The organism is Mycobacterium sp. IDUB_39 (assembly GCF_055419205.1).
Window position 1 is genome coordinate 632,153 of the sequence record NZ_JBVAXF010000003.1, and the last position, 25,722, is coordinate 657,874.

Here is a 25,722-nt window from a genome sequence, read left to right on the forward strand (position 1 = left end):
CACAGGTAATTCCCACCGGTAGCTTGGCGATGGTGGACACCAGCATCGCACTCGTCGGCCCCGGCGCCATCGGCTCCACGATGGCCGCACTGGTCCACGCCGAAGGCCATCCGGTGATCCTCTGCGGGCGCACACCGCGGGAGTCGATCGAGCTGAGGCCCGATGACGGCGATCCCATCGTCGTGCCGGGACCCGTGCGCACCGACCCGGACTCGATCGACGGGCCCGTCGACATCGTGCTGCTCGCGGTGAAGGACACCCAGAACGATGGGGCTGCCGCCTGGCTGGCCCGGCTGTGCGACGCGAACACCGTGGTCCTGGCACTGCAGAACGGTGTCGAGCAGGTTGACCGGGTGGGCAGGCACTGCCCCGAGTCGACGGTGGTGCCGTGCGTCGTCTGGTTCTCGGCCGAGACGCAGCCCGACGGCTGGGTTCGGCTGCGCACGCCTGTGCGGTTGGTGCTGCCCGACGTGCCCGCCGCGGGCCTGCTGGCGCAGACGCTGAGTGGGCCGCGGTTATCGGTCGACGCCGATCCCGACTTCATCACAGCGACGTGGCACAAGCTGCTCGTCAATGCGGTGGCCGGACTGATGGTCCTGACCGGCCGCAAGTCCGGCATGTTCCGCCGTGACGACGTGGCGGGGCTCGCGCGCCGGTACCTGGCGGAGTGCATCACCGTCGCGCGTGCCGAGGGCGCCGCGCTCGACGACGGGGTGATCGAACAGACGGTGCGCCTGTTCACCGAGGTGCCCGAGGACATGACGACCTCGATGCTGACCGACCGCGAGCAGGGCAGGCCGCTGGAGTGGGACATCCGCAACGGTGTCATCGCCCGCAAGGGTGCGGCGCACGGGCTCGCCACGCCGATCAGCGATGTGCTGGTGCCGTTGCTCGCCGCCGCCAGCGAGGGCCCGGGCTGATAGCACCGGGTAGACACTGCGCCCTAGAGTGTCTACCCATGGCCAGGGTCTACCCGTGTGAACACGTCTCGCTCGACTTCATCGACAGCGCACCGTTCCGGTTCGTCAGCACCGTCGATCTGGCGATCACCCCTGAGCAGCTGTTCGAGGTGCTCGGCGACGCGCAGTCGTGGCCGCACTGGGCGACGGTGATCACCAACGTGGAGTGGACCAGTCCCGAGCCCCGCGGCGTCGGCACCACCAGGACCGTCAGCATGCGCGGCAATATCGTCGGCGACGAGGAGTTCATCGCGTGGGAGCCGTTCTCCCACATGGCATTCCGCTTCAATCAGAGCACATCGAACGCCATATCCGCGTTCGCCGAGGACTATCGGGTGGTGCAGACCGAGGACGGCTGCCACCTGACGTGGGTGATGGCCATCAAGCCAAACGGTCTGGCGGGCAGGCTCGGCCTGACGCTGGGGCAGCCGGTCATGGCGTGGTTGTTCCAGCGCTTCCTGCACAACCTCCGGCGCTACACCGATGAGCGCTTGCGCGAAGAGCATTGAACACCGACGAGCGGTACGGCTAGACCAGGCCCTCCCACGCCGAGCGCCTGACCCGGTCGGGGTCGGCCACGGTGTCATCGCGAGTGGACCGGATGACGCGGGTCCGACGCTCCTCCGAGTCATAGCGGGGCCAGTCGTGTCCCAGTTCGCGCGTCGCGAAGTCCAGCCAGGTGCGCTGCATACGCCTGCCGACCGCGGGCTGCACATGCCGGCCCAGCGGATGGATCTTGCGGCCCAGGTACGACGCGTAGCTGTGTTGGATGTGGACGATCTCGCTGCCGTGCGTGGCGCCGAGTCCCAGTGCCCGTAGCGTCCAGGCGGTGTGGTCGAAGCGGTACACGTAGGTCGGCGCGTGGGCGCTGTACGCGTCGGCGAACGCCCACGTGGGCGCCCCGAACATGGCGTCCGACCCGATGGCGATCAGGGCGCTGCGCCGAGGGTAGACCGGATAGGCCGCCAGTACGCCGTCCCTGGCATCGGGCGCGGTGCGCTCGAAGTAGGCGTCGATACTCGGTGCCGTGGTGGGCAGCATCGGCGGCTTGCCCCACGCGAACATCGACGCCTCGTGGCTGTTGGTGCCGATGATCAGCGGCACTCCCGACACCGCCCCCGCCCTGGCCGCGTCAATCGGATGCCGGGGAAGCAGCTCGACACCGTGGGTCAGGCCGTAGGCCAGAGCCGGTGTGTCGGCGACGCTCTCGGCCTGCAACTCCCCCGCCGCGCGCCGCAACTGGCGCTGCGGCAGGTCCTTGACCTCATCGACGCCGACCCCGAGTCGATCCAGGAACCGTCGAGCCCGGACGGCACGGGTCTCACGATCGGCGATCAGCGGCAATGCCGGGCTCTGTGCGATCGCCCGGGAGAACAGGCCGCGACTGGCGGGGCTGGCCAACAGCGCCAACACCGATGTCGCTCCGGCGGATTCACCGAACACCGTGACACGGGCGGGATCCCCGCCGAATGCGGCGATGTTGTCGCGCACCCACTCCAGTGCCGCGAGTTGGTCCCGCAGACAGAGGTTGTCGTCGAAACCGTCACCGAGGTCGCCGAGTTCGAAGCCACCGAACACACCGAGCCGATACGTCACGTTGACCACGACGACGCCACCGTTGGCCGCCAGCCGTGAGCCGTTGTAGAGCTGCAGCTGCCCCGCCCCGTACACGAACGCGCCGCCGGGAATCCACACCATCACCGGCAGCTCGCCATGCGGATCGGGTGACCACACCGTCACCGTCAGGCAGGCCTCGTCGCGGACCTTCGGGTCGTCACGCCCACCTCCGACGAACGACCGGCCCTGCGGCGGCAACGGCCCGTGCTCCACCGCGTCGCGAATACCCGACCACGGCTGTGGCGGCGCGGGTGCGAGGAACCGTCGGGGTCCGACGGGCTGCTCGGCGTACGCGACGCCTCGCCACACGTTGACGCCGCCCTCCACGGTCCCCCGGAGCATGCCGGAGCTGGTGTGCGCCACGGTCGAGATCTCCGTAGTTTCGCGCTGATCAGCCACGCCAGAATCGTAGTGTGGGAAGCTGAACGCGGCTGGCCACCAGCCCCCTGGCACGGTGTCGATTGACGCGAACGGAGCGTGTGATGACCTTCAACGAGGGTATGCAGATCGACACCAGCACGACGTCGAGCAGCGGGGGCGGAGGCGGCGGTCGTCGCGTCGCGATCGGCGGCGGCATCGGCGGCCTGCTCGTCGTGGTCCTCGCCCTGTTCCTCGGCGTGGACCCGGGCACCGTGCTCCCTCAGGGCGGCACCACTGAATACGACACGCAGGGTGTGGAGTCCCCGGGCTTCGACCTCAGCCAGTGCAAGACCGGCAAGGACGCGAACTCCATCACACAGTGCCGCGTGGTCGCCACGGGCAACTCGGTCGACGGAGTGTGGTCGCAGCTGTTGCGGGGCTACACCCGCCCGCGGGTCCAACTCTTCGACGGCCAGGTGCAGACGAACTGCGGTCCGGCCACGGCCGACGTCGGGCCGTTCTACTGCCCCGCCGATCAAACGGCGTACTTCGACACCTCGTTCTTCGACGTTCTCGTCCGGGACTTCGGTTCCAGCGGCGGCCCGTTGGCGCAGGAGTATGTCGTCGCCCACGAGTTCGGCCACCATGTCCAGAACCTTGCGGGCGTTCTCGGCCGGGCACAGCAGGGACCCGCGGGCGCAGAGGGCAACGGCGTCCGGACCGAACTGCAGGCCGACTGCTATGCCGGCGTCTGGGCCCACTACGCCGCGATCACCAAGCAGGAGAGCACGGGCGAGACGTTCCTGGAACCGTTGACCGACAAGGACATCGCCGATGCCCTCTCAGCGGCGGCCTCGGTCGGTGACGACCGCATTCAGGAGACGGCGACGGGCCGGGTCAACCCGGAGTCGTGGACCCACGGTTCGTCCGAGGGCCGTCAGCATTGGTTCACGGTCGGGTATCAGACGGGCGACCCGAACAAGTGCGACACCTTCTCGGCTCGGGATCTGCAGCAGGGCTGAGGCCTAGGGCCCGGATCGTGGGAGACATCGAGCCCGACACCAAGGACTGGACCTGGGTGACTCGGGAGCCCTGCCCCGATTGCGGTTTCGATGCGCTGACCGTCGAGCCGGCGGAGGTGTCCATGCGCATTCGCGCAGACGCGCAGGCCTGGCCGGGTCGTCTTATCGTCCCCTCGGCGACCACGCGTCCCGCACCCGATGTGTGGTCGGTCCTCGAATACGGCTGCCACGTCCGGGACGTGCACCGCATCTTCGATCAGCGTGTGCGGCTGATGCTCACGAAGGACGACCCGTCGTTCCCCAACTGGGACCAGAACGAGACGGCCATTGCTGACGACTACGCTTCGCAATCGCCAGACGTCGTCGCAGGTGAGCTGCTCGAGGCGGCGAGCACCGTCGCCAATACCTACGACACGGTGTCCGACGACGGATGGTCGCGACGCGGATTCCGTAGCAATGGAAGCGAATTCACCGTCAGCTCTATTGCGCTCTATCACCTGCACGACATCGTCCACCACGCCTGGGACGTCGATCCGCAAAGCTGACGAACAGCTCACGCCGTGGCACCGGTTCGACGCCACGCGAAGCGCTCGCGCGCCGTTTGGCCCGCGCGCGCCACAGCTTCGGCTACATAGTGCACCTAGCTGTTCGCCACGTCCAACGCGAATTCAAACCAGTCAGATTCGTTCACTAACAGAGTTGCTGACCGCATGTCAAAGTCCGATCGAATTGCCAGCAGACGGAGCCAGGAAACGTCGTTGAGAATTGACGGGATGAGAGATTAGAAGAATCGCCGATCCGAATCGACCCACTGGTGGCAAATCTATCAATACTCCGTACGGCAGCTAGCGATGTGTCGTTCACCTCGCATGATCCAGCAACAGACGGGTTCAAGGCATCATACAAACCCGCGCGCTGCCACCAGAGGCGAGCACACCCGCGCACAGCGAGCTCGGACAGCAAATCGAAGAAAGTAGGCGGCTGGCCGCACGGGAGCGCCACCGGGCCGTTGGTCAACAACTCGTAAGAACTCCGATTGCACCCGGTTGCCGCGCACCGTGGTAACTTTGCTGTGGTCGGAATAACAGTTGCTGAAGGAGTCACTCATGGGTCACCGCATCGTACGGAAGATCATCACCGCTGCCGCCATGGCTACCGGTACCGCCGCACTCGCCAGCGCGATGGCACTCGGCAGCGCCGGGATGGCGCAGGCCGATCAGAACGTCGTCAAGAACACCGGCAACAAGGTCACCCCGGGCAAGGTCACCGCCGGAGTCACCAACAACAACGGCAGCGGCGGCCTCTTCGGCGGACTCGGCGGCTTCCTGAACAACCTGGGCACGGTGGGCACCAACGCGATCACCCAGGTCGGCACGGCCGGCAATAACGCCATCTCGCAGACCGGTACCGCGGGCAACAACGCACTCAGCCAGGTCGGTACAGCGGGCAACAACGCACTCAGCCAGACCGGCACCGCGGGCAACAACGCACTCAACCAAGTCGGCACCGCGGGCACGAATGCCATCTCGCAGACCGGCACCGCGATCAACAACGCGGTCGGCCAGGTCACCGGTGGCGGCACGCCGTAAAGCACTGTGCGGTAGTCACACTGCGGTGATCACACCGCGGCTCACGACGGGCGTCACCCTTTCGGTGGCGCCCGTCGTGCTGTCTCGACGCGCTGGCACCCATTGACCACATTGAACAGTTATCGCTAATGTGTGCAAATGCCGCCTGCCGACCAGCCCCGACGGGCAGTGTCGCCTGCACTGCTCGCCGCCGCCGGGGAGACGTTGCGCAGGCTGGGCCCTCGCCGGTTCAGCCTCACCGCCGTGGCCGAGGCGGCCGGCGTCTCGCGAGGCACGGTGCACAACGCGTTCGGCAGCCGCGACTATGCGATAAGGACCGCGCTCGACCATCTCGCGGCAGCCTTCGTCGAGACCATGGCAGCCGAGGTCGAACGATCCGACACACTTGTCGATCAGGTCAGCGCCGCAGCGATTCTCACCTGCGCCCACCGCCAGAGGTCTGACCACGTCGCACCCGGCGGAGTCAACGAGAGCATCGTTGTCCTGCTACTGCGCAACATCGGTGACGATCTGGTCAGGCGCGCGATCGATCTGTGGAAGCCACTGATCAAGGCTGCTCAGAGTCGCGGTGAGATCGGCTCCGGCGTCGATCCCGCGCGCGCAGCCGAATGGATCGTGCGCGTTCTGTTCAGCTTCGAGCTGCTGCCACCAATGGGCGTGAACCTCGACAGCCCACGCGCTGTCAAAAGATTCGTCACCGAGTTCACGGTTGCCGGATTGACTGGAACAAACGGAGGACATCGATGACCGAGCCCGACTATGAAGTCGCCATCATCGGGGCGGGGCCGGGCGGAATCGCCGCGGCTCACTCGTTGCGACAGCGGAGCATAACGGACTTCGTCATCATCGAGCGGGCCGACGACTTCGGTGGGTCGTGGCGCGACAACCACTACCCCGGTCTCGCCGTTGACATTCCGAGCCTGTGGTACCAACTGTCGTTCGCCCCGAACCCGGACTGGTCGCGGCTGTTCGCACCCGGACCCGAGCTGTACCGGTACCTGCGTGACACCGCCGCCCAGATGGGCCTCTACGACCACCTCATGGCGAATGCCCCGGTTGTCCAACAACGGTGGGACGACGCCAGTGGCCTCTGGCACCTAAGCATCGAAGACCAGCGAGTCGTGACCGCCAGGTTCGTGATCAGCTCGGTCGGCGGGTACGTCAACGCCAAGAACTCCGTCGACATCGACGGGTTGGAGGACTTCGCCGGAACCGTCCTGCGGCCCAACGCCTGGGACGACACCTATGCCACCGAGGGCAAGCGGATCGCGGTGATCGGCACCGGCTCCAGCGGTGTCCAGATCGCGGGGGCAGTGTCTGCGGACGCCGCGAGCCTCGACGTCTACCAGCGCACCCCGGCCTGGGTACTGCCGAAGATCGACTTCGATCTCCCGCCTGCGATGCGCCGAATCCTGCGGATTCCCGGGGTCTTTCCCGCCGTCAACGCGTTCGGACGCCTGCTCATGGACGCTGCCATGATCGCCCCGATCGTGCACGTGTTCTCACGGCTGCCGGACCGACTCCTCGTCCGGCTCATCCCGTTCTACGACGCCTACTGCCGCGGGCTGTACCGGCTGCTGCTGCGGGCGACGGTGCGTGATCCAGCGACGCGGAGCGCCCTGGTACCCCGGTACGGGATCATGGCGAAGCGTCCCGTCATCTCCAGCGCGTTCCTGTCGGCGCTCAACGATCCGGACACGCGACTGATCACGACACCCATCGAACGGATCACGCGCGACGGCGTGCGCACCGCCGACGGCGTGGACCATCCCGCCGATCTTCTGGTGCTGGCCACCGGGTATGAACTCTGGACTGATCCGGAGACCTATCGTCCGGGAACCATCGTCGGCGCAGGAGGATTCGACCTCGCCGAGTACTACCGCGCCCACGGTATGCAGAGCTATGCCGGCACGGCACACCCACGGCTGCCCAATCGGTGGGAGATCGTCGGGCCGCTCGGCTACGTTGGATTCGCCTGGTGCGACTTCGTCGAGACCACGGCCGCCCACGCCGTGCGCGTCATCGCCGAGACGCGTAGCCGCGACCGGCAGGTGGCCGCCGTGAGCCAGGATGCCTTCAACCGGTGGAACGAACTGATGACCCGCCGCGGTAAGACCGCTCACCTGTACTTCACCGAGTGCAATCCGACGCTCAACACCTACTTCGTGAACTCCCGCCGCGAGACCGTCTACCACCGGCCCCAGACCATCACCGCGTCGCGTTGGTTCGCCCGACGAGGCCCACTCACCGACTACGCGTACACCCGACGATCTGCCGCGGCGACGGCACAACCGCTACCGAAGGAGCAATCGGCATGACCGACACCCACCAACCACTGGCCGGACGCGTTGCCTACGTCACGGGAGCCGCTCGGGGCCAAGGCCGTTCGCACTGTGTGCGGCTGGCGCGAGCCGGCGCCGACGTCGTCGCGATCGATGCGTGCGGTCCGGTGGCCGAGAGCAATGGCTATGCCGCGGCCAGCCCGGAGGACCTCGCGGAGACGGTGCGACTGGTCGAGAACGAGGGCCGAAAGATCCTTGCCAAGGAGGTCGACGTCCGGGATGCCGATGGCCAGTTACGGGTCGTCGCCGAGGCCGTCGAGCAGTTCGGCCGACTCGACATCGTCGTGGCCAATGCCGGGGTGTTGAACTGGGGTCGGCTGTGGGAGATCTCGCCGCAGCAGTGGCAGGAGACCATCGACACCAACCTCACCGGGGTGTGGAACACCATCCGCGCCGTCGTGCCCCCGATGATCGCCGCGGGCAACGGGGGTTCGATCATCACCATCAGCTCGGCAGCGGGAATCAAGGCCGTCCCGGGTTGCGGACACTACTGCGCCTCGAAGTTCGGCGTCGTCGGGCTGACGAACTCGCTGGCAATCGAACTGGGCGAGTTCGGAATCCGCGTCAACTCCGTTCACCCGTACGGCACGGACACCCCGATGGGTAATGACGTGTCGATGTATCAGATGCTCGCCGACCACCAGACCTACATCCACAGCTTCTCCCCCGGCGCGCTGCCGACTGACTCACTCGCCGCGCCCGACCTCATCTCCGACATCGTCCTCTGGTTGGCCAGCGACGCCTCGTCGTTGATCACCGCCGCCCAGATCCCCGCAGACAAGGGCTATCTCAAGATCTGAGCGGAGATCAGCCAGCGGGTAACTCCGCGTCGAGCACCACGTCTGGTCCCTCGAAACTCAGGAACCCGCGAATGGGCTCGGACTCCGGTAGCGGATCCGCGTAGCTCCACCCGACGTCCGGCACCACGGTGTCGCCGACCACCGCCGCCCAGTAGGTGGCCACACCCTTGTAGTTGCAGTAGCTCGAGGTGTCGGTGACGCGCAGCAGGTCGGTCCGGACATGCTTGGGGTCGACGTAAAGCCTTGGTGCCAGGGATGTCTCGAACACGATGACGGTGTCATCGGTGTCGACGAGCATCTGGCCAGCAACCTCGACGCGCAACCGCCGCCTGGTCGGCCTGCAGTCGACCCGGTGATACGGGTTGGGCGGGTAGTGCACCAGCACACGACCCTCCTCGATCCACGTGTCCACCGCATCCCATGGCACCACGACGTAGCCGGGGGCCTCGGGTTCGGGACGTCGGGGCAGGTCGCCCACATCGTCAGCGGGAAACGCGAAACTCAGTGGACTGCCCTCGCGGTGCACCAGCAGTGCGCGTTCGGTGTCGATGACAATCCGACCCGCTTGCAATGCCTGCACCCGTCGGAGGTGAGGCTCGACGAACACGATGGAGCCTGTCACCGGCGGCGCCAGCCGTCCCAGCCGATGCGAGCTGAGCGGACCGCTGCCTGCGACCAGACTCATCGTCGCGCCTAGAACCGTGTGGACGCGTCGATCGAGGTATCGGTGGTGCGCAACGGGCGAATCATGGCGTCCTGTGTGAACGACGCGATGAGATCGCCTGCCTCGGTGTGGATCGTGCCGCGGATGTAGGACATTCCCGCGCCGACCTGCGTGCTCTCGTGGGTGTAGAGGATCCAGTCCGACCAGTGAAACGGTTCGTGGAAGCTGACGCCGATGGTCATCGGCGCGGTCGACACCGTGAGGTGTGCCTGACTGGTGCCGATACCTTCATGGGCGCGCATCGTCGTCGAAATACCAAGGTGGCCAGTGAAGTACGCGATGAGCGCCTTCGCGAGGTCATCACGTGTCGGCACCGGGTCGTAGTGCAGCCACGCGTGCAGTTCGGGCGGACCGACCTCATCGGGGCTGTTGACGTCCACGACGTCGACAAGGCGCAGCTGCCGACCGACCATCGGCATGTCCGACACGTTGGCGTCGGCGGGTGCGGCAACGTCGGGTCGCGGCAGGTGGTGGCGGATGACGTCACCCGATGGGACATCGGTGAACACCGTGACCGTGATGCAGCGCTTGCCGTTCTGACTCACCGACACCACCGCGGTCGCCGTGGTTCGACCCTCCGCGATGACGTCGACGGTCAACTCGACCGGCGGTCCGACCAGAACTGCCCGGGAGAAGACCGCTGACGCCGAGCGCACCGACTTCTCCGGGAACCGCTTGGCCACCGCCACGATCGCCTGCGCGAGAACCTGACTCCCCTCGACCACCTGTCGCTCGTCGGCGCCTGCGATACCCGTCTGGCCCACGAAGCGATCCGTGCCGTCGGGCTCGACATCGAAGAGGTCGAGCAGCCGAGCGAGGGTCCACTCGGATTGTTCGGACTGTGTGGTCATGGCAGACACCCTTCTCGTGGTGGCGAATTCTGTTGCCGTCGCGAATTCTCGGCTGCAAGCACACCACAGACTGTGCAAAAACGGTAACGTCATTCTCATGGCGAAGTCGACCGAACGCTCCTCGGCCGCGTCGACCGTTGCCGGCCCCGTTGAGGATGATTCACGCGCCACACGGTTCATGAAATCGGCGCTCGCCATCCTGGGCGAGACGGGTCGAGCCGACTTCACCGTGCTTGAGGTCGTCGAACGCTCCAAGACCTCGCTGAGGTCCTTCTACCAGCACTTCTCCAGTAAGGATGAACTCCTTCTGGCCCTGATCGAGAAGATCATGGCGGAGTCCACACTGCGCTGGCGCGCCGAGACCGCGAGCCTCGCTCCCCCCGAGGCCCTGCGCGTGCTGATCGAGCGCGTCGCTGCGCCGGCGTCCTCCACGACACAGGACAGCATCAACCGCGGCCTGACGTTCTACAACGACCACCTCGCCGAGACCATGCCCGCGGAGTACGCCAGGGTGCTGTCCCCGGTGAAGCTGCTCATCAACGACATCATCGTCGCCGGAATCACCGACGGCACATTCGATCCGGAGATCGACGTCGACCCGGCCGCTACGCTCATCATGCAGTCGGCGATGGGCGCGATGCGCCTTCGCGTCCTCGGCGCCGAACTCAACGGGACACCGCTCGAGGGCAAGCACATCTACGACTTCTGCCTCCGCGCGATCTCCAGATAGCGCGCTTCTCCAGCCAGCGCGCTCTCCAGCCAGACCGTCAGCGCACGTCGAAACGTCATCTGACCTGGGCGCTGAGCACCCGCCAAACTCACTCCGAGCACTCCTCTGCTTTCCCTGCTCCAGCCGTGGTAACGTCATTACCAGTAGCGATAATGAGACTTCCAGGAGGCGGATATGCCATCACGTGAACTGTCCTATCCGGTTTTCGACGCCGATAACCACTTCTATGAGCCCAAGGAAGCCCTGACCCAGTTCCTGCCGGATCACCGCAAGGGCGTCATCGACTACATCGACGTCCGCGGCCGGACCAAGATCATGGTCCGCAATGTGGTCAGCGACTACATCCCGAACCCGACGTTCGAGGTCGTCGCCCGGCCCGGCGCGCAGGAGGACTACTTCCGGCACGGCAGCGGCGGCAAGTCCTACCGCGAGGTGATGGGCAAGCCGATGAAGGCCATACCCGCCTTCCGCAATCCCGAGGCCCGCCTTGAGGTTCTCGACAGCCTCGGCCTGGACTACACCCTGATGTTCCCGACGCTGGCCAGCCTGGTCGAGGAGCGGCTCAAGGATGACCCGGACCTGATCCTCGACATCGTGCACGCCCTCAACGAGTGGATGTATGAGACCTGGCAGTTCAACTACGAGGACCGCATCTTCTCCACCCCAGTCATCAATCTGGGCAATGTCGATCGCGCCCTGGAAGAACTGGAGTGGTGCCTGGAACGCGGCGCCAAGACCGTCCTGATCCGGCCGGCGCCGGTGCCCGGTTACCGCGGCAGCCGCTCCATGGGGGTCGAGGAGTTCGACCCATTCTGGGACGCCTGCGTCAAGGCCGGCATTCCCGTGTCGATGCACGCCTCGGACAGCGGGTACTCCAACTACCTCAACGACTGGGAACCGGCCACAGAGTTCAAGCCGTTCTCCCCCACCTCGTTCCGGATGGTCGCGATGGGCAAGCGTCCCATCGAGGACACCATGGCCGCGCTGGTCTGCCACGGCGCGCTGACCCGCAATCCGGATCTGCGCATCCTGTCCGTCGAGAACGGCGCCTCCTGGGTGCCTTACCTGCACTATCAGTTCAAGGACGTCTACTCGAAGATGCCGGACTCGTTCCCCGAGGACCCGATCCAGGCGTTCAAGCGCTGCGTGTACGTCGCGCCGTTCTGGGAGGACGACTTCAAGCAGATGGCCGATCTGTGCGGTATCGACCGCGTCATCTTCGGTTCGGACTGGCCGCACCCCGAGGGCCTGGCCGACCCGATCAACCTGGTCGATGACCTCGAGGCGCACGGTCTCGACGAGGAGGGCGTCCGAAAGGTCATGGGCGCAAACATGATCGACCTGTTCAAGGTGCCGAACAAGATCGTGCACAAGCCCGACGTGCCCGCGCTCGTCCTGAACTGATCACATCCCAACCCTGAAGAGGCTGGACCAATCGAATGACCGCCACGGCCGACTCGCCGGAACAACTGCTCTTCGCGTCAACGGCTCAGGAGTTCCTGCAGTCGAGCGCCTCGCTGTCTCACGTACGCGCGCTGCACGCAGACGGCGCGTCATTCGATGCCGAGTGGTGGCTTAAGGCAGCCGAACTCGGCTGGGCCAGCCTGCTCGTCCCCGAGGAGCTCGGGGGTGGCAGCGTCTCCGGTGACGGCGTGGCCGATCTCGCGCTTGTCGCGGAACTGGTCGGCCGGACCGTGGCGCAGGGTCCGCTGCATCCGGTGAGCACTGTGCTCGCCGGCCTGGCCGATGCGAGCAATGCGCAAACCCATTCGGCCACCATCGAATCCCTGGTGTCCGGTGAGTTCGTCGCGTCCTGGGCGGTCTACGAACCCAGGCGGGCCTGGGCACCGCTGGTGGCCGATGTGACCGCCTCCCGCACCGAGTCCGGATATCGGATCGACGGAGTCAAGGACCGTGTCGAGGCCGGCTCCGAGAGCGGCGTCTTCCTGGTCACCGCGCAGTCTGATGGTGCGCTCCGACAGTTCCTGGTCCCCGCGGATGCTGCGGGGGTGAGCGTCGAGGTGCAGAAGTCCCTCGACCTGGTGAAGCGCCACGCCAAGGTGACCTTCGACGGCGTCGAGGTCGGTGCGGACGCGGTCGTCGGTACAGCGCAGGAGACGATGGGCCTGATCACCCGTCAGGCTCAGATCGCGCAGCTTCTGCAGTGCGCCGAGGTACTCGGGATCCTCGAGACGGTTTTCGACTTCACCGTCCAGTGGGCACAGGACCGGCACTCGTTCGGTAGACCACTGGCGTCCTATCAGGCGCTCAAGCACAAGTACGCGGACATGAAGATCTGGCTGGAGGCCACGCGTGCCACCACCCGCGCAGCGGTAGCCGCGGTGGGTGCACGTGCCGACAACGCGGAGTTCCTGGTGAGCGTCGCCAAGTCCTACATCGGCGAACACGCAGCGCCCATGCTGCAACTCTGCGTCCAACTGCACGGCGGGATTGGCGTGACGTGGGAACACGACCTGCATCTGTATTTGCGCCGAGTCACCTTGAACCGCTCGATGTTCGGCACGCCCGAGGAGCACAACCTGCGTGTCTACGCGCTGCACGAGGAGTTGGAGTCCGCGTCATGACCGACACCGCATCAGCCACCACCGCGCCCGCCGAGGCCGCTGAGTCCGTCGCTGAATTCGCCGCTCGTGCTCGGACTTGGCTGGCCGAGCACATGCCACGCATCGACCCGGAGAACCCTCCGTTCGCCGACCGCGGCGAGGAGGCTCCGTGGCAGCGTGCTCGCGAACTCCAGAAGCGGCTCCACGAAGGCGGTTTCGCCGGCATCTGCTTCCCCCGCGAGTACGGCGGGCTGGGTCTGCCGCTGGCCTATCAGCGGGCATTCGACGTCGAGTCCCGCGGCTATGAGCTTCCGATCATCCTCAACACCCCGACGTTCACCATCTGTGCGGCCACCATCCTCGACACCGGAACCGAGGAACAGAAGCGCGACCGCATCGGCGCGGCGATCCGGGGTGACGAGGTTCTGGTTCAGCTGCTGAGCGAACCGAGTGGCGGATCAGATCTGGCAGGTGTGATCACACGCGCCGACCGACGCAATGACAAGTGGATCATCAACGGCGCCAAGACCTGGAGCACCAGTGCCTTCGCCGCCGACTACGGCCTGCTGCTCGCGCGCACTGACTGGACCGTGCCCAAGCACGAGGGACTGACGATGTTCCTGGTACCCATCGACAGCCCCGGTATCACCATGCGCCGGATCAAGCAGGTCGACGGCGGCAATGAGTTCTGTGAGGAGTTCTTCGACGACCTCGAGCTCCCCGCCGACGCCGTCGTCGGTGAGGTGAACAAGGGCTGGGAAGTGGCCTCGCGGCAGATGTTCCACGAGCGGCGCGCGGTCGGCGGTGGTTCGGAGTTCGCCAGCGGTATAGGCCCGGAGGGCTCAAGCGATCAGCCCATCGACTACGTCTCTCTGCTGGCGGCCACCGGCCACACCGACGACAACCGGGTCCGCGCGGACGCCGGGCGCGCGCTGGTGCGCCGCACCGTGCAGGAGCAGCTGGTCGACCACGTCTACCACGGCGTCCTCGACGGTTCGCTGCCTCCAGCGGCGGGGTCGATCATCCGCATCACGCACGCCGAGACCATTCAGTTCGAGATGGACACCGCGCTGGCCATTTCCGGTAGCCGCGGTGTCGTCGACGACGGCACCGGGTTGTCCAGCTACGGCGACCGGTACCTGTCGCGTCAGGCCGCCTCACTCGGTGGCGGCACCAACGAGATCGCGCGCAACATCATCGGCGAACGCATCCTGGGCTTCCCGCGAGAGCCCGCAGCCGACCGTGGTGTGCCGTTCAACCAGGTGAAACGCGGGGCAGGCCAGCGGTAGCGCGCGAGGATCCGGGCGGCCTCGCATATCCCGCTGTGCGCGAGGGTTGCGAAGCGGCCCGGACCCGTACACCTAGCCCGTTACAGCGGACGGTTGCGCGGCGAGACTGCTCCGGTAGTCCTTGACCACGGCCATGAGGTCGGCGACCCGCTTCTGGTCCGCACTGTTCTCGAAGATGCCATCCTTCTTGAAAGCTGTTCCCACGACGGCTCCGTCGGCGATCGCGAGCTGTTGCTCCGCGGTGTCGACGCGCATACCGGTGTTCACGAAAACCGGGACGTCGCCGGCGTTGGCCTTGACCGTCGACAGCGCCGAGCTGTCGGTCGGGGCACCTGCCGTCAACCCGGAGACCACCAGCGCGTCGGGCCGGGCATTGAACACCGTCGACCGGGTGATCGAGGCCAGGTCGCGGTCGGCGACATAGGCCGTCGCCTCGGGAACCACATTGAACAGCAAGCGAACTCCGGTTGCGTCCACGCGCCGCCGGTGGCGTGCCGCCGCACCCACGTTGGTGTCCCACATACCGAAATCGCTCGCGTACACACCCGTGAAGATCTCGCGGACGAACGAGGCCCCGGTGGCCGAAGCGAGGTCGATGGACGCAATGCCGTCCCAGAGGACGTTGGCCCCGTACGGCACTCGGATGTCGTCATGTATCTCACCGATCACCCGCGCCATGGCGATCGCGGTGATGGGCTCGGTCTTGGTGAGGTACGGCAGGCTGAACTCGTTGGAGATCAGGACTGCGTCAACACCACCCGACTGCAGCGCATCCAGATCGCGACGGGCGTCGTCGACGATCTTGCGCATCCCACTCGCGGTGTCGTACGCGGGGTCGCCGGGCAGCGCCCCCAGGTGCAGCATCGCGATGATGGGCTTGCTGACGCCGAACAGCTCGTTCAACCACTGCATTTTGGTGTTCCTCCTTGATTAGGCGAGTTGCTGGACGGTGACGGTCTGCGTGTCGAGATGCACGCGACCTGCCTCAATGTCACCGGCCGTCTCACGATCGAAAATGTGGTAAAGGGTGAGTTGCTCGGGTTCGTGGCCAAGTGCGATCACCTTCATCGCCTGGCGTGCGGCCTTCTCGATGACGGTCGCGGTGAACAGGGCATCCGCGATATCCACACCGAGGGCAACAGCACCGTGCCGCGACATCAGCGCGGCCTTGCTCTGCGCACCCAGCGCCGCCACCATGTTGTCGCCGAGCTCGTCTGACGCCACGATGCCGAACTTGCCGCAGCGAATCGGACCAAAGCCGGCTCGCGTGTAGGAATCGATTGTGGCCGTGGGAATATCGCGTTCCACCGCAGCGAACACCTGCGAATCCTCAGCGTGGGTGTGCACGATGGCGTTCACTTCGGGGCGCGCGCGATAGATCGACAGGTGCATCGGCAGTTCTACAGTCGGATCCGTCATCGACTCGGGCTGCAGGTTGCCGTGTTCATCCACGATCGCGATGTCCTCGTACCGGACGTCCTTCCACGTCCTGATCGGCAGCCGTGCCGAGGGCGACGGCAACGCGTAGATCAGCCCGTTCTCACGGTCGAAGACCGAGATGTCGCCAGAATCCAAGCCTGTGGTGAGACCGAGGTCCACCATGCGCCAGGCACCGTCAACAACGGCCACCCGGTACTCGTCTCGTATGCGCATTTCCCTCTCTTCCAGTGGGATCGGATTGCGGATTCAGCCGACCGGTCGACGTTGAGCCAGCGCATGCGACACCGGAGCCAGAGCGTCACCCGTCTGCCGCCACAACCGGTACGCCTCGTCGTAGACGCCCACTCGTTGCGGATCCGGGGTGAACGTGGGGTCGATGCTCAGGAAGCGTGAGGAATCGTCGACGGTCAGGTCCCCAACCCCCACGCCGGCCAGGATCGCCGCACCGAGCGACGCTCCGGGATGGTCACGCACGGGCAGTAACTCGGTGTTGAGCACATCGGCGTGGATCTGTTTCCACAGTGTCGACTTGCTGCCGCCGTTGGTGACGCTGGCCTGCGCATTCAGGGTGATGCCTGCGCCGGTCATCGCCTCGACGTTGTGCCGGAATCCGAAGGCTATGGCCTCCAGCACGGCTCGGTACATGTCAGCCCGAGTGTGTTGGAGTTCGAGGCCGACGAACGCGCCGCGAAGTTCCGGGTCGTGAATCGGCGATTTCTCGCCAAGGAAGTAGGGCAGACACAGCAGTGACGCGGGGCGGCGACCGGCGGCCTCCTCATCGAGTTCGGCGAGCGCTGTGCCGCCGATAAGTGTTTGGAACCAGCGGATCAGGCTGCCGCTGGTGGCCATGCACCCGTTGGGCAGCCACACACCGGGCCGCGGATGCGCGTCGAGGTAGAGCCGCTCATCGACGACCGGGGTGTCGCAGGCCGTCAGGATGTCGCCGGCGCCACCGAGCTTGATCAGCCAGTCGCCCGGACTGTCCACGCCCGCGGCGTACGCCGACAGCACGTGGTCCGCACCGCCGACCACCAGCGCCGTTCGAGGGTCCAAACCGGTTTCGGCTGCGAATTTCCCGGAGATGGTTCCGACCTTGGTACCCGGTCGCACCGGATTGCTGAGTAGCTCGCGGTTCAGTTTCGCGGCGTCGATTCCCGCGTCGTAGGGCTCACCGTCGATGGTGAACAGGCCGGATTCCAGCGCCCAGTTCTGCTCAACATGAACCGGCGCGCCAAGCGCAATCAGCAGGTAGTCATAAGAGCCAACGACATGCTTTGTCCGAGAGAAGACTTCGGGCTCGTGCCGACTCAGCCACATCAGGGTCGGAGCCACCGACTGCTGCGTGAGGGCCGAACCCGTCCGGGTCAGCATGTCCGAACCGTCGAGAACCGCTGACAGTTCCACAATTTCGTCGGTCGCACGGGCGTCGTTCTGAAGAATCGGCCGTCGCACCGGCACTAGCTCGGAGTCCAGGCACACCACGGCCGGAACCATCCCCGTGGTGGCAATGGCAGCCACCGCGGCGGGGTCGACGCCGGAGTCGGCGAGAACCTGCTTGATACCGCTGACGGTGTTCCGAAGCCACACCTCGGCATCCGCCTCGGCATACGCCGGGCCCTCGGAGAACATCGGGGATTCGAAATTGGCCTGAGCCACGATCCCGTCGGTGCGCTCCAAGATGACGGTCTTGGTGCCGGTCGAGCCGACATCCACCCCGATGTAGTACGTGCGCGGCAATGCACTGCCCTCCGCTTGCTCCTGGTGGCCCCCATGGCGACGACCACCGCGTCGATCGACTTGAATGTTATTTAATCACAGTCGATTTGTCGAGTATTCACATTTTCACTCCGGGTCAGGTCTCGATGCGGAGCGCCGAAGAGTTTGCTGTCGGTCGAGTTACCCGGAGTCCGGCCTGCTCGGCGATGACGGCCCCGGCGGCCCAGTCGTATTCCGCCAGATCGGTCTCGATATAGCCGTCAAGTGCACCTTCGGCAACCGCGCACACCGCCAGCGCAGCCGACCCCAGCGCCCGCGAATCGGTGTAACCCACCATCAGGTCCGCCGTCATCGCGAATTGCGACGCCCGGGTCTCCTCCGAGTATGAGTAGCCCATCCCGAGCAGCCTCGCCCCGGTCTCGCCCGTCGGGCCGGTCAGCCTGCGGACACCGTCCGAATCGGCCAGCCATGCCCCACCACCAACTGAGCCGAAATAGGTCTTGTCCAGGGCGGGAGCCACCACCGCGCCGACGAGCCAGGTGCCGTCGGCGCCGACGGCACCCACCGACGTGGCGTAGTAGGGAATCCGCCGGGTGAAGTTCGTGGTGCCGTCCAACGGATCAATCGACCAACGCACTAGCGCACCACCACCGTCGAACTCGGGAAGCTCCTCACCGGTCACCTGATCTGCAGGTCGTCGTGCCAGAAGCACGTCACGCACGGCACGTTCTGCCGCCACATCGACGTCGGTGACCAGGTTGCCCTGTTCGCCCTTGACGTCCACCCGTAGCGCGCCCCGTGCCCCGTCCTCCAGCACCGCCGCGCCCGCGCGCGCCGCCGCCAACGCGACATCCAACAGCTCGGCGATGTCCAAGGATTCCAAATTCGTTGCCATAACTTCTTCCATCGGTCGGCGGGTGTGTGTTAGACATTAACAACAGATGCGGTGGCTTGGCACACTATCGGACAGTTAAGGGGCCTCTTTGTGTTAACGGATCACACCTTGATGGCTGAATCAGGTCCGCAGTCATGAACGTCGAGGAGCGGCGAGCGCGCATCCAACAGCGCCTGATCTCCGAGGGTGAAGTCGACTACGCAACCCTGGCCACGATGCTCGACGTGTCGGAGATGACGATCCGTCGCGACATCGAAGTGCTGGAGTCCCAGGGTGTGGTTCGCCGGGTCATCGGCGGCGCGATCTCGTTCAACGGCAAATCCGAGGAACCGGCCTTCGAGGCCCGCGTCGAACAGGCCGCACACGAGAAGGCCCATATCGCCAAAGCCGCGGTGACCCTGCTGGGGCGCCACGAGACCGTCATCCTCGACAGCGGCAGTACGGCGCTGGCCGTCGCCCGGGTCATCCGGGGACGCGACCTCGGCCTAACGGTCATCACACCGAGCATGCTGGCCGCGCTCGAACTCGTCGACGAGCCGAACACCACGATCTACCTGACCGGCGGTCGTCTCCGCCCGGGAGAGTTGAGCCTCATCGGCGCAGACGCCGAGGCGACCTACCGGCGCTACAACTGCGACACCTACGTGATGGGCGTGGCTGGCGTGGACGCCAAGCGCGGGCTGACCGACTATCACGGCGAGGAAAGCAACGTGAAGCGCACCGCGATGGAGTCGGCGGACCGGGTGATCCTCGTGGTCGACTCCCTCAAGCTCGGCCGCGTTCAGTTGGTGAACATCGCACCGCTGGCAGCGGCTCACACCATCGTCACCGACGGGCCCTCCGATCATCCCGTGCTGGAGGCCGCACGTCAGCAGGGCGTCGAGGTCGTGCTCTGTTGACCATCGCCGGCCGTGTACGCGCACACCACCAACCAAGTAGAGGAAGGCAATGACGAAAACCGTAGTAGTCACCGGAGCCGGGTCAGGTATCGGCAAGGCGATGGTGACCGAACTGGCCAAGCGCGACTGGCGTGTGGTGGTCACCGATGTGGACCCCGACGCGGCCCGGGACAGTTGCGCGAGCCTCGACCGCAGCACCGGCCAGGAACACGAACACGCCAAGCTCGATGTCACGAGTCCCGAGGACGCCGCTCGGGTCGCAGAGGACGTCGCCGACCGGCTCGGGCTCGACGCCTGGGTCAGCAACGCCGGAATCTCGTTCATGCAGTCATTTCTGGACATGCCGCTGGACCGCGTCGACCGCACATTCGAGGTCAACCTCAAGGGCGTGTTCGTCTGTGGGCAGGCCGCCGCGCGGGCCATGGTGCGCACCGGAAAGAAGGGCGCGATCGTCAACACCGCGTCGATGGCCGGTAAGGCGGGCAACGTGCCCTACCTCGCCGACTACGTCGCATCGAAGTTCGGGGTCATCGGCCTGACCCAGGCCATGGCCCATGAGCTTGCCGCCCACGGCATCACGGTCAACAGCATCTGTCCCGGCTTCGTCGCGACGCCCATGCAGGAACGCGAACTCGAGTGGGAGGCCTCGCTGCGCGGATGCACACCCGAGGAGGTAAAGCAGATGTGGATCGCCGCCACACCGCTCGGACGCCTCGAACTGCCCGAGGACATCGCCAAGGCCGTGGCGTTCCTGGTCTCCGACGACGCCGGGTTCATCACCGGAGAGGCTCTCGCCGTCAACGGCGGCGCGTTCATGGACTGACGCCGTCAGGTCCGTCACACAACAACTAACAGATTGGAATCTGCTATGTCGATCAAGAGGTGGGGCGTCGTTGCCTCAGCCCTGTTGGGGACGGTGGTGTTGACGCTCGCCGGCTGCTCGAGCCCCAGCGAGAGCAACAGCGGCACCGGCGCCGGAGACATCCCGTCCGACACCAACGGCACCGTGCGGATCCTCATGGAGGACGAGCACGACACCGAGGTCGTCGAAGGCCTGCTCGACGGTTTCAAGAAGGCCTATCCCAACATCAATCTCGACATCGAGAAGCTCGCCTACGACTCGATGCGCGACAAGCTGGTGGCGTCGTTCCAGTCGCCGCAGCCGACCTACGACCTGATCATGGTCGACAACCCGTGGATGGACGACTTCGTCGATGCCGGCTTCCTGCAACCCCTTCAGGACCGCATCAACACGACAACGAACTACGACTACGACGACTTCTACCAGTCGATGCGCGACATCACCGAGGTAGACGGGGTCGCCTATGGCGTGCCGATGTACAACTACGGCATGGGGTACATCTACCGAGATGACCTCCTGCAGCAGACCGGCCTGGCGGTTCCCACCACACTGGACGAACTCGTCACCACAGTCGACAAGCTAACGACGCCTGAACACGCCGGGATCGCGCACAGCCCGCAGCGGGGCTACAAGATCCTCGAAGAGTGGTCGAACTGGCTGCTGGCGGCCGGCGGGCACATGTTCGACAAGGACGGCAAGCCCACCATCAACACGCCAGAGGCGCATCGCGCACTCGAGGTCTACATCGAGACTCTGAAGAAGAACTCGCCGCCCAACAGCTCCAACTGGGCCCAGGACGAGACCATTCGCTCACTGTCCACCGGTGGCTCGGCCTCGATCGTGGGCTACAACTGGCTGCTGTCGAGCCTGAACAAGACCGACGACGGCGCGCTGCGCGGCAAGTTCGCACTGGCCCCGATGCCGGGCGGACGCAGCTCGCTGGGACTGTGGTCGTGGGCCATCCCGGCCAACTCGGGCGACTCGGACGCCGCGTGGGCGTTCACCTCCTGGGTGACCTCCAAGGACGTCGAGAAGGAGCGCGTGATCGCCGGCGGCGCACCGATCCGCCAGAGTGCGGTCAACGATCCCGAGGTGCGTAGCAAGGGACTTGGCGAGGGCTACTTCACGGCCCTCAACGAAATCCTCGCGAACTCCGAGCCAATCGCGCAGGGAGCAAACGCCGAACAGCTGATCCAGGAAGTCGGAACCCAGCTCAACGAAGCAGTCATCGGAGCGAAGAGCATCGATCAGGCTCTGGCCGACGCACAGACTGCTGCCGAGGAAATCTCGGGTCGCAAGTAGCGGCCCGGTTCTCCGGGGCCGGCGCACCCCTCCCCCCTCACGCCGGCCCCGGAGGACACACCTACACAGGGACACTCGTACATGAAGACCTTCCGTTACGGCATGCTGGCGCCGTTCGCCGCGGTGTTCGTCATCGCCATCGGCTTCCCGCTGTTGTACGCGCTGTACCTGAGCGTCACGGACCGAAAGCTCACATCGCAGAAGCCCCCGAGCTTCGTGGGCGCCGACAACTACACGACAGCGCTGGGCGGCCACTTCCTGTCCTCCCTGGGCACCACCTCGATCTACGTCGTCATCGCGGTCGCAGTCGAGTTCGTGCTCGCGCTCATGATCGCGCTGGCGCTGCAACGCCAGCGGTGGATGAAGGATCTCACCCGGTCGGTGTTGTTGATCCCCATGTTCATCACCCCGATCGCGGTCGCGCTGGTATTCCGGTTCCTGCTCAACAGCCAGCTCGGCCCAGTGCCGCACACTCTTTCGATGTTTGGCATCGACATTGACTTCTTCGGATCCGGTGTGGCGCTGTACACGCTCGTCGCCATCGACGTGTGGCAGTGGACTCCGTTCCTGGTGCTGCTCATCCTCGCCGGCCTCGAATCGATGCCCAAGCAGCCGCTGGAGGCGGCCAGGGTGGACGGTGCGTCGAGCATTTACACGCTGTTCCGCGTGACGCTTCCGCTGCTGTCCCCCGTGCTGACCGTCGCGATCATGCTGCGTGCCCTCGACGCCCTCAAGGTGTTCGAGTACGTATACGCGACGACCCGCGGCGGTCCCGGCACACAGACCGAGACGCTGCAATACCTCATGTACCAGACCGGAATTCAGTTCTTCCGGCTCGGCGAGGCGAGCGCGATCGCCTGCATGATGCTGGCGCTGGTGCTGGCCATCGTCATCATCGTCTACCGCCGGATGGAGAAGGTGGCCTCATGAGCTCCCCACGTGCCTTCAACGCAGGCCGCGTTGCGCTGCTGATCCTTGCCGTCCTGGTCGTCGCCCTCCCCCTGGGCTGGATCACGTTGGCCAGCTTCAAGTCCCCGTCACAGATCAACGACCCGGGCCTGATGTTGTTCAGCCCCACCACCGACAACTGGTCACAGGTGGTCAACAGCGGCATCGTCAGCGCCGTCAGCCGCAGCGCGCTGGTCGCACTGATCTCGGTGAGCGTCAGCATCGTGGTGGGCTGTATGGCCTCCTACGCGATCAGCCGGTACCGAGCTGGTGGTTCTGCGACCAAGTTCGGAATGCTCGCCGCCCAGGTTCTCCCGCCTGCCGTGCTGGTTTTCCCGTTCCTCACGATGGCGTACTCACTGCGCTTGAGCGGTACCTTGATCCCGGTGATGCTGGCGCACATCAGCTTCGTGCTGCCGTTCGTCACGTGGTTCATGATCGGGCTCTGGGAATCGGTGCCTGCCTCACTCGAGGAGCAGGCCCTGGTCGACGGGCTGACCCGATTCGGCGCCTTCCGAAAAGTAATGGTGCCGCAGGTGCTTCCGGGCCTCGGCGCATCAGCCATCTTCGGGTTCACGCTGTCATGGAACGACATGTTCTACGGACTGATCCTGGCGCCCAACAAGAATCAGTTACTTCCGGTAGCGATATCGTCGTTCAACACCTTTCGCGGAGTCGACCTCGGCACCATGAGCGCCGCGATCATCATCTCCGTCGTCCCCGTGATCATCGCCGCCTTCTTCGTGCAGCGCCGGCTCATTCAGGGTCTGGGCGGCGGAGCCGTCAAGTTCTGAGAACCTGAGCAAACAGAGAGAATTCATGGCCACCATCACTTTTCGCAACGTCAGCAAGTCATACGGCCAAACCCATGTCGTCGACAACCTGAACCTGGACCTGCCCGACGGCTCGATGACGGTCCTGGTCGGGCCGTCTGGCTGCGGCAAGTCGACGTCACTGCGCATGCTGGCGGGACTGGAGAGCGTCAGCTCGGGCGACATCTTCATCGGCGACCGCAACGTCACCCACGTCGACACCCGCGATCGCGATATCGCGATGGTGTTTCAGAACTACGCGCTGTATCCCCATCTCGACGTGCTGGGTAACGTCGCATTCCCGTTGCGCGCCAAGAAGATGAAGAAGGCCGACGCGCATCGCAAGGCGACCGAGGTCGCCACGTCAGTGGGGCTCGGCGAACTACTGGGCCGGCGGCCCAAGGATCTCAGCGGCGGACAGCAACAACGCGTGGCGATCGCGCGCGCGATCGTCCGTGCACCGGCGATCTTCCTGTTCGATGAGCCGCTGAGCAACCTCGACGCGAAGCTGCGCATCGAGACACGCACCGAACTGCTGCACATCCAGCGCAGGCTTGGAATCACCTCGTTCTACGTCACACACGACCAGGAGGAGGCGATGACGATGTCCGACCGCATCGTGGTGATGCGGGCAGGCGGCGTCGCTCAAGCTGGCACACCCTACGACGTGTACTCCAAACCCGTCGACACGTTCGTCGCGACCTTCGTCGGCAGCCCGAAGATGAACCTGATCACGGGGGCTGTCGAGAACGGGGTGTTCCGGGCCGAATCCGGTGCCGAGTTGGACGCCACACCTCCGGTTCGCGGGCCGGTGGTGCTCGGCGTGCGGCCCGACGATCTGCTGCTGACTCCGCAGGCCGGGTCGAACGCAACCGTGACCCTCGTGGAACTGCTCGGTCCCCGCGCGATCGTCACGATCAGCGTCGGCGAAACCGAACTGACGGCCGTCGCCGAGGTGAGCCGTCTGAGCGGCATCGAGCCCGGAGCGCCCGTCGCACTGACCGTCCGCCCTGGCTCCGCGCACTACTTCGACCACGAATCCGGAAAGCGAATCGAATGACCAGCACCGCTGCACTGCCCGCCCGCCCAATTCTCGGTGTCAACACCTGTTTCGCCGTCAAGCGGTGGCCTGAACCGTACGACTGGGCCCGCATCGTCAAAGAAGACCTCGGTCTGGACGTCGTGCAGCTGAGCCTCGACCTGTTGCCGGTCGGTTTCGACACCGCGGCAGCACTCGGTTATGCGCGGCGCGCCAAGAAGGCCGCCGAGGAGTTCGGCATCGAGATCCACAGCGTCTTCACCGGCCTGGGCGTCTACTCGTCCGGGCTGCTGCTCTCCGACGACGCAGACGACCGCGCCGCGGCATACGGATGGTACGAGCGCATGATCGAGGTGACGGCCGAGGCCGGCGCCCGCGGACTCGGCGGACACCTTGGTGCACTGTCAGTGCCCGCGGCCGCCGACCCGGCCCGGCGCGCGGCGCTCATCGAGGACGAACTGTCGCAGATGCGGCGTCTCGCCGATGCGGCAAAGGCATCCGGGCTGGACCATCTTCAGTTCGAGAACCTGGCCGTACCACGCGAATACGGCCACTCCATCAGCGAGGCTCACGCCATCGAAGATGCTCTAGCGGACACCGCCGTACCGTGGCGGCTATGCCTGGATCTCGGACATCCAGCGGCGCTCGACGAAAGCACTCCCAGCGGGCACGCGGTCAACTGGGTCACCGAGACCTGGCGCACCACGCCCGTGGTCCAGCTCCAGCAGTCGCCCCGCGGTGCCGATCACCACGGCCCGTTCACCGCCGCGGCCAACATCGCCGGGACCGTCGACGCGAAGGCCGTGCTCGGCGCGATCGCGGAGTCCTGGCACGGCGATGTTCCGCTGTTCTTCGAGATCATCCATGCGCACGAGCATCGCGACAGCGACGTGGTGGCCGACGTCCGCGAGAGTGTCGACTTCTGGCGAACGGCAATGGCAGGTGAAACGCAGTAGGGCGGA

At 65.5% G+C, this 25,722-nt stretch carries 26 protein-coding genes; 19 read left to right on the forward strand and 7 right to left on the reverse strand.

The window, feature by feature from the left end; genetic code table 11:
- The first annotated feature begins 29 nt into the window (after positions 1-29).
- Both ACZY0X_RS14980 and ACZY0X_RS14985 read left to right on the forward strand, forming a co-directional pair.
- Positions 30-920, forward strand: coding sequence for an oxidoreductase (locus ACZY0X_RS14980; RefSeq protein ID WP_463771452.1), 891 nt, complete (start codon positions 30-32; stop codon positions 918-920).
- Between the two features lie 38 nt (positions 921-958).
- Positions 959-1,468, forward strand: coding sequence for an SRPBCC family protein (locus ACZY0X_RS14985; protein ID WP_463771454.1), 510 nt, complete (start codon positions 959-961; stop codon positions 1,466-1,468).
- Between the two features lie 19 nt (positions 1,469-1,487).
- Here the strand turns inward: ACZY0X_RS14985 and ACZY0X_RS14990 are convergent, their stop codons facing one another.
- Positions 1,488-2,918, reverse strand: coding sequence for a carboxylesterase/lipase family protein (locus ACZY0X_RS14990; RefSeq protein ID WP_463771611.1), 1,431 nt, complete (start codon positions 2,916-2,918; stop codon positions 1,488-1,490).
- A gap of 140 nt (positions 2,919-3,058) precedes the next feature.
- On the opposite strand from ACZY0X_RS14990, the gene ypfJ reads away from it, so the two are divergent.
- From ypfJ to ACZY0X_RS15020, 6 genes are all read left to right on the forward strand, one after another.
- Positions 3,059-3,958 (forward strand): KPN_02809 family neutral zinc metallopeptidase, encoded by a 900-nt coding sequence (gene ypfJ / locus ACZY0X_RS14995; RefSeq protein ID WP_241399304.1) that lies wholly within the window; start codon positions 3,059-3,061, stop codon positions 3,956-3,958.
- Between the two features lie 17 nt (positions 3,959-3,975).
- The gene (locus tag ACZY0X_RS15000) at positions 3,976-4,503 is read left to right on the forward strand and encodes a DinB family protein (RefSeq protein ID WP_463771456.1); all 528 of its coding nucleotides are present in this window, start codon (positions 3,976-3,978) and stop codon (positions 4,501-4,503) included.
- A gap of 561 nt (positions 4,504-5,064) precedes the next feature.
- Positions 5,065-5,547 carry a hypothetical protein gene (locus tag ACZY0X_RS15005; protein WP_354524187.1) on the forward strand — a complete coding sequence of 161 codons (483 nt, stop codon included), beginning with the start codon at positions 5,065-5,067 and terminating at the stop codon, positions 5,545-5,547.
- Between the two features lie 138 nt (positions 5,548-5,685).
- Positions 5,686-6,294 (forward strand): TetR/AcrR family transcriptional regulator, encoded by a 609-nt coding sequence (locus ACZY0X_RS15010; protein ID WP_463771458.1) that lies wholly within the window; start codon positions 5,686-5,688, stop codon positions 6,292-6,294.
- Positions 6,291-7,865: a flavin-containing monooxygenase gene (locus tag ACZY0X_RS15015; protein WP_463771459.1), complete on the forward strand. Its 1,575-nt coding sequence runs from the start codon at positions 6,291-6,293 to the stop codon at positions 7,863-7,865. The genes ACZY0X_RS15010 and ACZY0X_RS15015 overlap by 4 nt, the downstream gene beginning before the upstream one ends.
- On the forward strand, positions 7,862-8,689 hold the full coding sequence (locus ACZY0X_RS15020; RefSeq protein ID WP_463771461.1) for a mycofactocin-coupled SDR family oxidoreductase: 828 nt from the start codon (positions 7,862-7,864) through the stop codon (positions 8,687-8,689). Before ACZY0X_RS15015 ends, ACZY0X_RS15020 begins: the two co-directional genes overlap by 4 nt.
- 7 nt (positions 8,690-8,696) lie before the next feature.
- Here ACZY0X_RS15020 and ACZY0X_RS15025 read toward each other — a convergent pair whose 3' ends face one another.
- Entirely contained in the window at positions 8,697-9,374 is a 678-nt protein-coding gene (locus tag ACZY0X_RS15025; RefSeq protein ID WP_463771462.1) for a DUF427 domain-containing protein, read from the reverse strand.
- 8 nt (positions 9,375-9,382) lie between these two features.
- The gene (locus tag ACZY0X_RS15030) at positions 9,383-10,264 is read right to left on the reverse strand and encodes an acyl-CoA thioesterase (protein ID WP_463771464.1); all 882 of its coding nucleotides are present in this window, start codon (positions 10,262-10,264) and stop codon (positions 9,383-9,385) included.
- Between the two features lie 97 nt (positions 10,265-10,361).
- Here ACZY0X_RS15030 and ACZY0X_RS15035 point away from each other — a divergent pair, with 97 nt between their 5' ends.
- The 4 genes from ACZY0X_RS15035 to ACZY0X_RS15050 all read left to right on the forward strand — a co-directional run bounded on the left by ACZY0X_RS15035 (position 10,362) and on the right by ACZY0X_RS15050 (position 14,847).
- Positions 10,362-10,994 carry a TetR/AcrR family transcriptional regulator gene (locus ACZY0X_RS15035; RefSeq protein WP_463771466.1) on the forward strand — a complete coding sequence of 211 codons (633 nt, stop codon included), beginning with the start codon at positions 10,362-10,364 and terminating at the stop codon, positions 10,992-10,994.
- A 174-nt stretch (positions 10,995-11,168) separates the two neighbouring features.
- Positions 11,169-12,398, forward strand: a complete 1,230-nt coding sequence (locus ACZY0X_RS15040; protein WP_463771467.1) for an amidohydrolase family protein — start codon at positions 11,169-11,171, stop codon at positions 12,396-12,398.
- A 35-nt stretch (positions 12,399-12,433) separates the two neighbouring features.
- Positions 12,434-13,579: an acyl-CoA dehydrogenase family protein gene (locus tag ACZY0X_RS15045; RefSeq protein WP_463771469.1), complete on the forward strand. Its 1,146-nt coding sequence runs from the start codon at positions 12,434-12,436 to the stop codon at positions 13,577-13,579.
- Positions 13,576-14,847, forward strand: a complete 1,272-nt coding sequence (locus ACZY0X_RS15050; RefSeq protein WP_463771471.1) for an acyl-CoA dehydrogenase family protein — start codon at positions 13,576-13,578, stop codon at positions 14,845-14,847. Before ACZY0X_RS15045 ends, ACZY0X_RS15050 begins: the two co-directional genes overlap by 4 nt.
- 72 nt (positions 14,848-14,919) lie before the next feature.
- Here ACZY0X_RS15050 and ACZY0X_RS15055 read toward each other — a convergent pair whose 3' ends face one another.
- The 4 genes from ACZY0X_RS15055 to ACZY0X_RS15070 all read right to left on the reverse strand — a co-directional run bounded on the left by ACZY0X_RS15055 (position 14,920) and on the right by ACZY0X_RS15070 (position 18,898).
- Positions 14,920-15,759 (reverse strand): BtpA/SgcQ family protein, encoded by an 840-nt coding sequence (locus tag ACZY0X_RS15055; RefSeq protein WP_463771472.1) that lies wholly within the window; start codon positions 15,757-15,759, stop codon positions 14,920-14,922.
- Positions 15,760-15,777: 18 nt separating this feature from the next.
- Complete coding sequence (locus tag ACZY0X_RS15060) at positions 15,778-16,500, reverse strand: class II aldolase/adducin family protein (protein WP_463771473.1); 723 nt, start codon at positions 16,498-16,500, stop codon at positions 15,778-15,780.
- Positions 16,501-16,533: 33 nt separating this feature from the next.
- A complete protein-coding gene (locus ACZY0X_RS15065) occupies positions 16,534-18,024 on the reverse strand; it encodes an FGGY-family carbohydrate kinase (RefSeq protein ID WP_463771475.1) in 1,491 nt (496 codons plus the stop codon).
- 115 nt (positions 18,025-18,139) lie between these two features.
- Positions 18,140-18,898: an inositol monophosphatase family protein gene (locus ACZY0X_RS15070; RefSeq protein ID WP_463771476.1), complete on the reverse strand. Its 759-nt coding sequence runs from the start codon at positions 18,896-18,898 to the stop codon at positions 18,140-18,142.
- A 134-nt stretch (positions 18,899-19,032) separates the two neighbouring features.
- Between ACZY0X_RS15070 and ACZY0X_RS15075 the strand changes: the two genes are divergently transcribed.
- From ACZY0X_RS15075 to ACZY0X_RS15105, 7 genes are all read left to right on the forward strand, one after another.
- Complete coding sequence (locus tag ACZY0X_RS15075; protein ID WP_241399319.1) at positions 19,033-19,797, forward strand: DeoR/GlpR family DNA-binding transcription regulator; 765 nt, start codon at positions 19,033-19,035, stop codon at positions 19,795-19,797.
- A 49-nt stretch (positions 19,798-19,846) separates the two neighbouring features.
- Positions 19,847-20,620, forward strand: coding sequence for an SDR family NAD(P)-dependent oxidoreductase (locus ACZY0X_RS15080; protein ID WP_463771477.1), 774 nt, complete (start codon positions 19,847-19,849; stop codon positions 20,618-20,620).
- A gap of 45 nt (positions 20,621-20,665) precedes the next feature.
- Positions 20,666-21,961 (forward strand): ABC transporter substrate-binding protein, encoded by a 1,296-nt coding sequence (locus tag ACZY0X_RS15085; RefSeq protein ID WP_463771479.1) that lies wholly within the window; start codon positions 20,666-20,668, stop codon positions 21,959-21,961.
- Positions 21,962-22,042: 81 nt separating this feature from the next.
- The gene (locus tag ACZY0X_RS15090) at positions 22,043-22,891 is read left to right on the forward strand and encodes a carbohydrate ABC transporter permease (RefSeq protein WP_463771480.1); all 849 of its coding nucleotides are present in this window, start codon (positions 22,043-22,045) and stop codon (positions 22,889-22,891) included.
- Positions 22,888-23,703, forward strand: coding sequence for a carbohydrate ABC transporter permease (locus ACZY0X_RS15095; protein WP_463771482.1), 816 nt, complete (start codon positions 22,888-22,890; stop codon positions 23,701-23,703). Before ACZY0X_RS15090 ends, ACZY0X_RS15095 begins: the two co-directional genes overlap by 4 nt.
- Before the next feature lie 25 nt (positions 23,704-23,728).
- Positions 23,729-24,781, forward strand: coding sequence for an ABC transporter ATP-binding protein (locus ACZY0X_RS15100; protein WP_463771484.1), 1,053 nt, complete (start codon positions 23,729-23,731; stop codon positions 24,779-24,781).
- Complete coding sequence (locus ACZY0X_RS15105; RefSeq protein ID WP_463771485.1) at positions 24,778-25,716, forward strand: TIM barrel protein; 939 nt, start codon at positions 24,778-24,780, stop codon at positions 25,714-25,716. The genes ACZY0X_RS15100 and ACZY0X_RS15105 overlap by 4 nt, the downstream gene beginning before the upstream one ends.
- Positions 25,717-25,722: the final 6 nt, after the last annotated feature.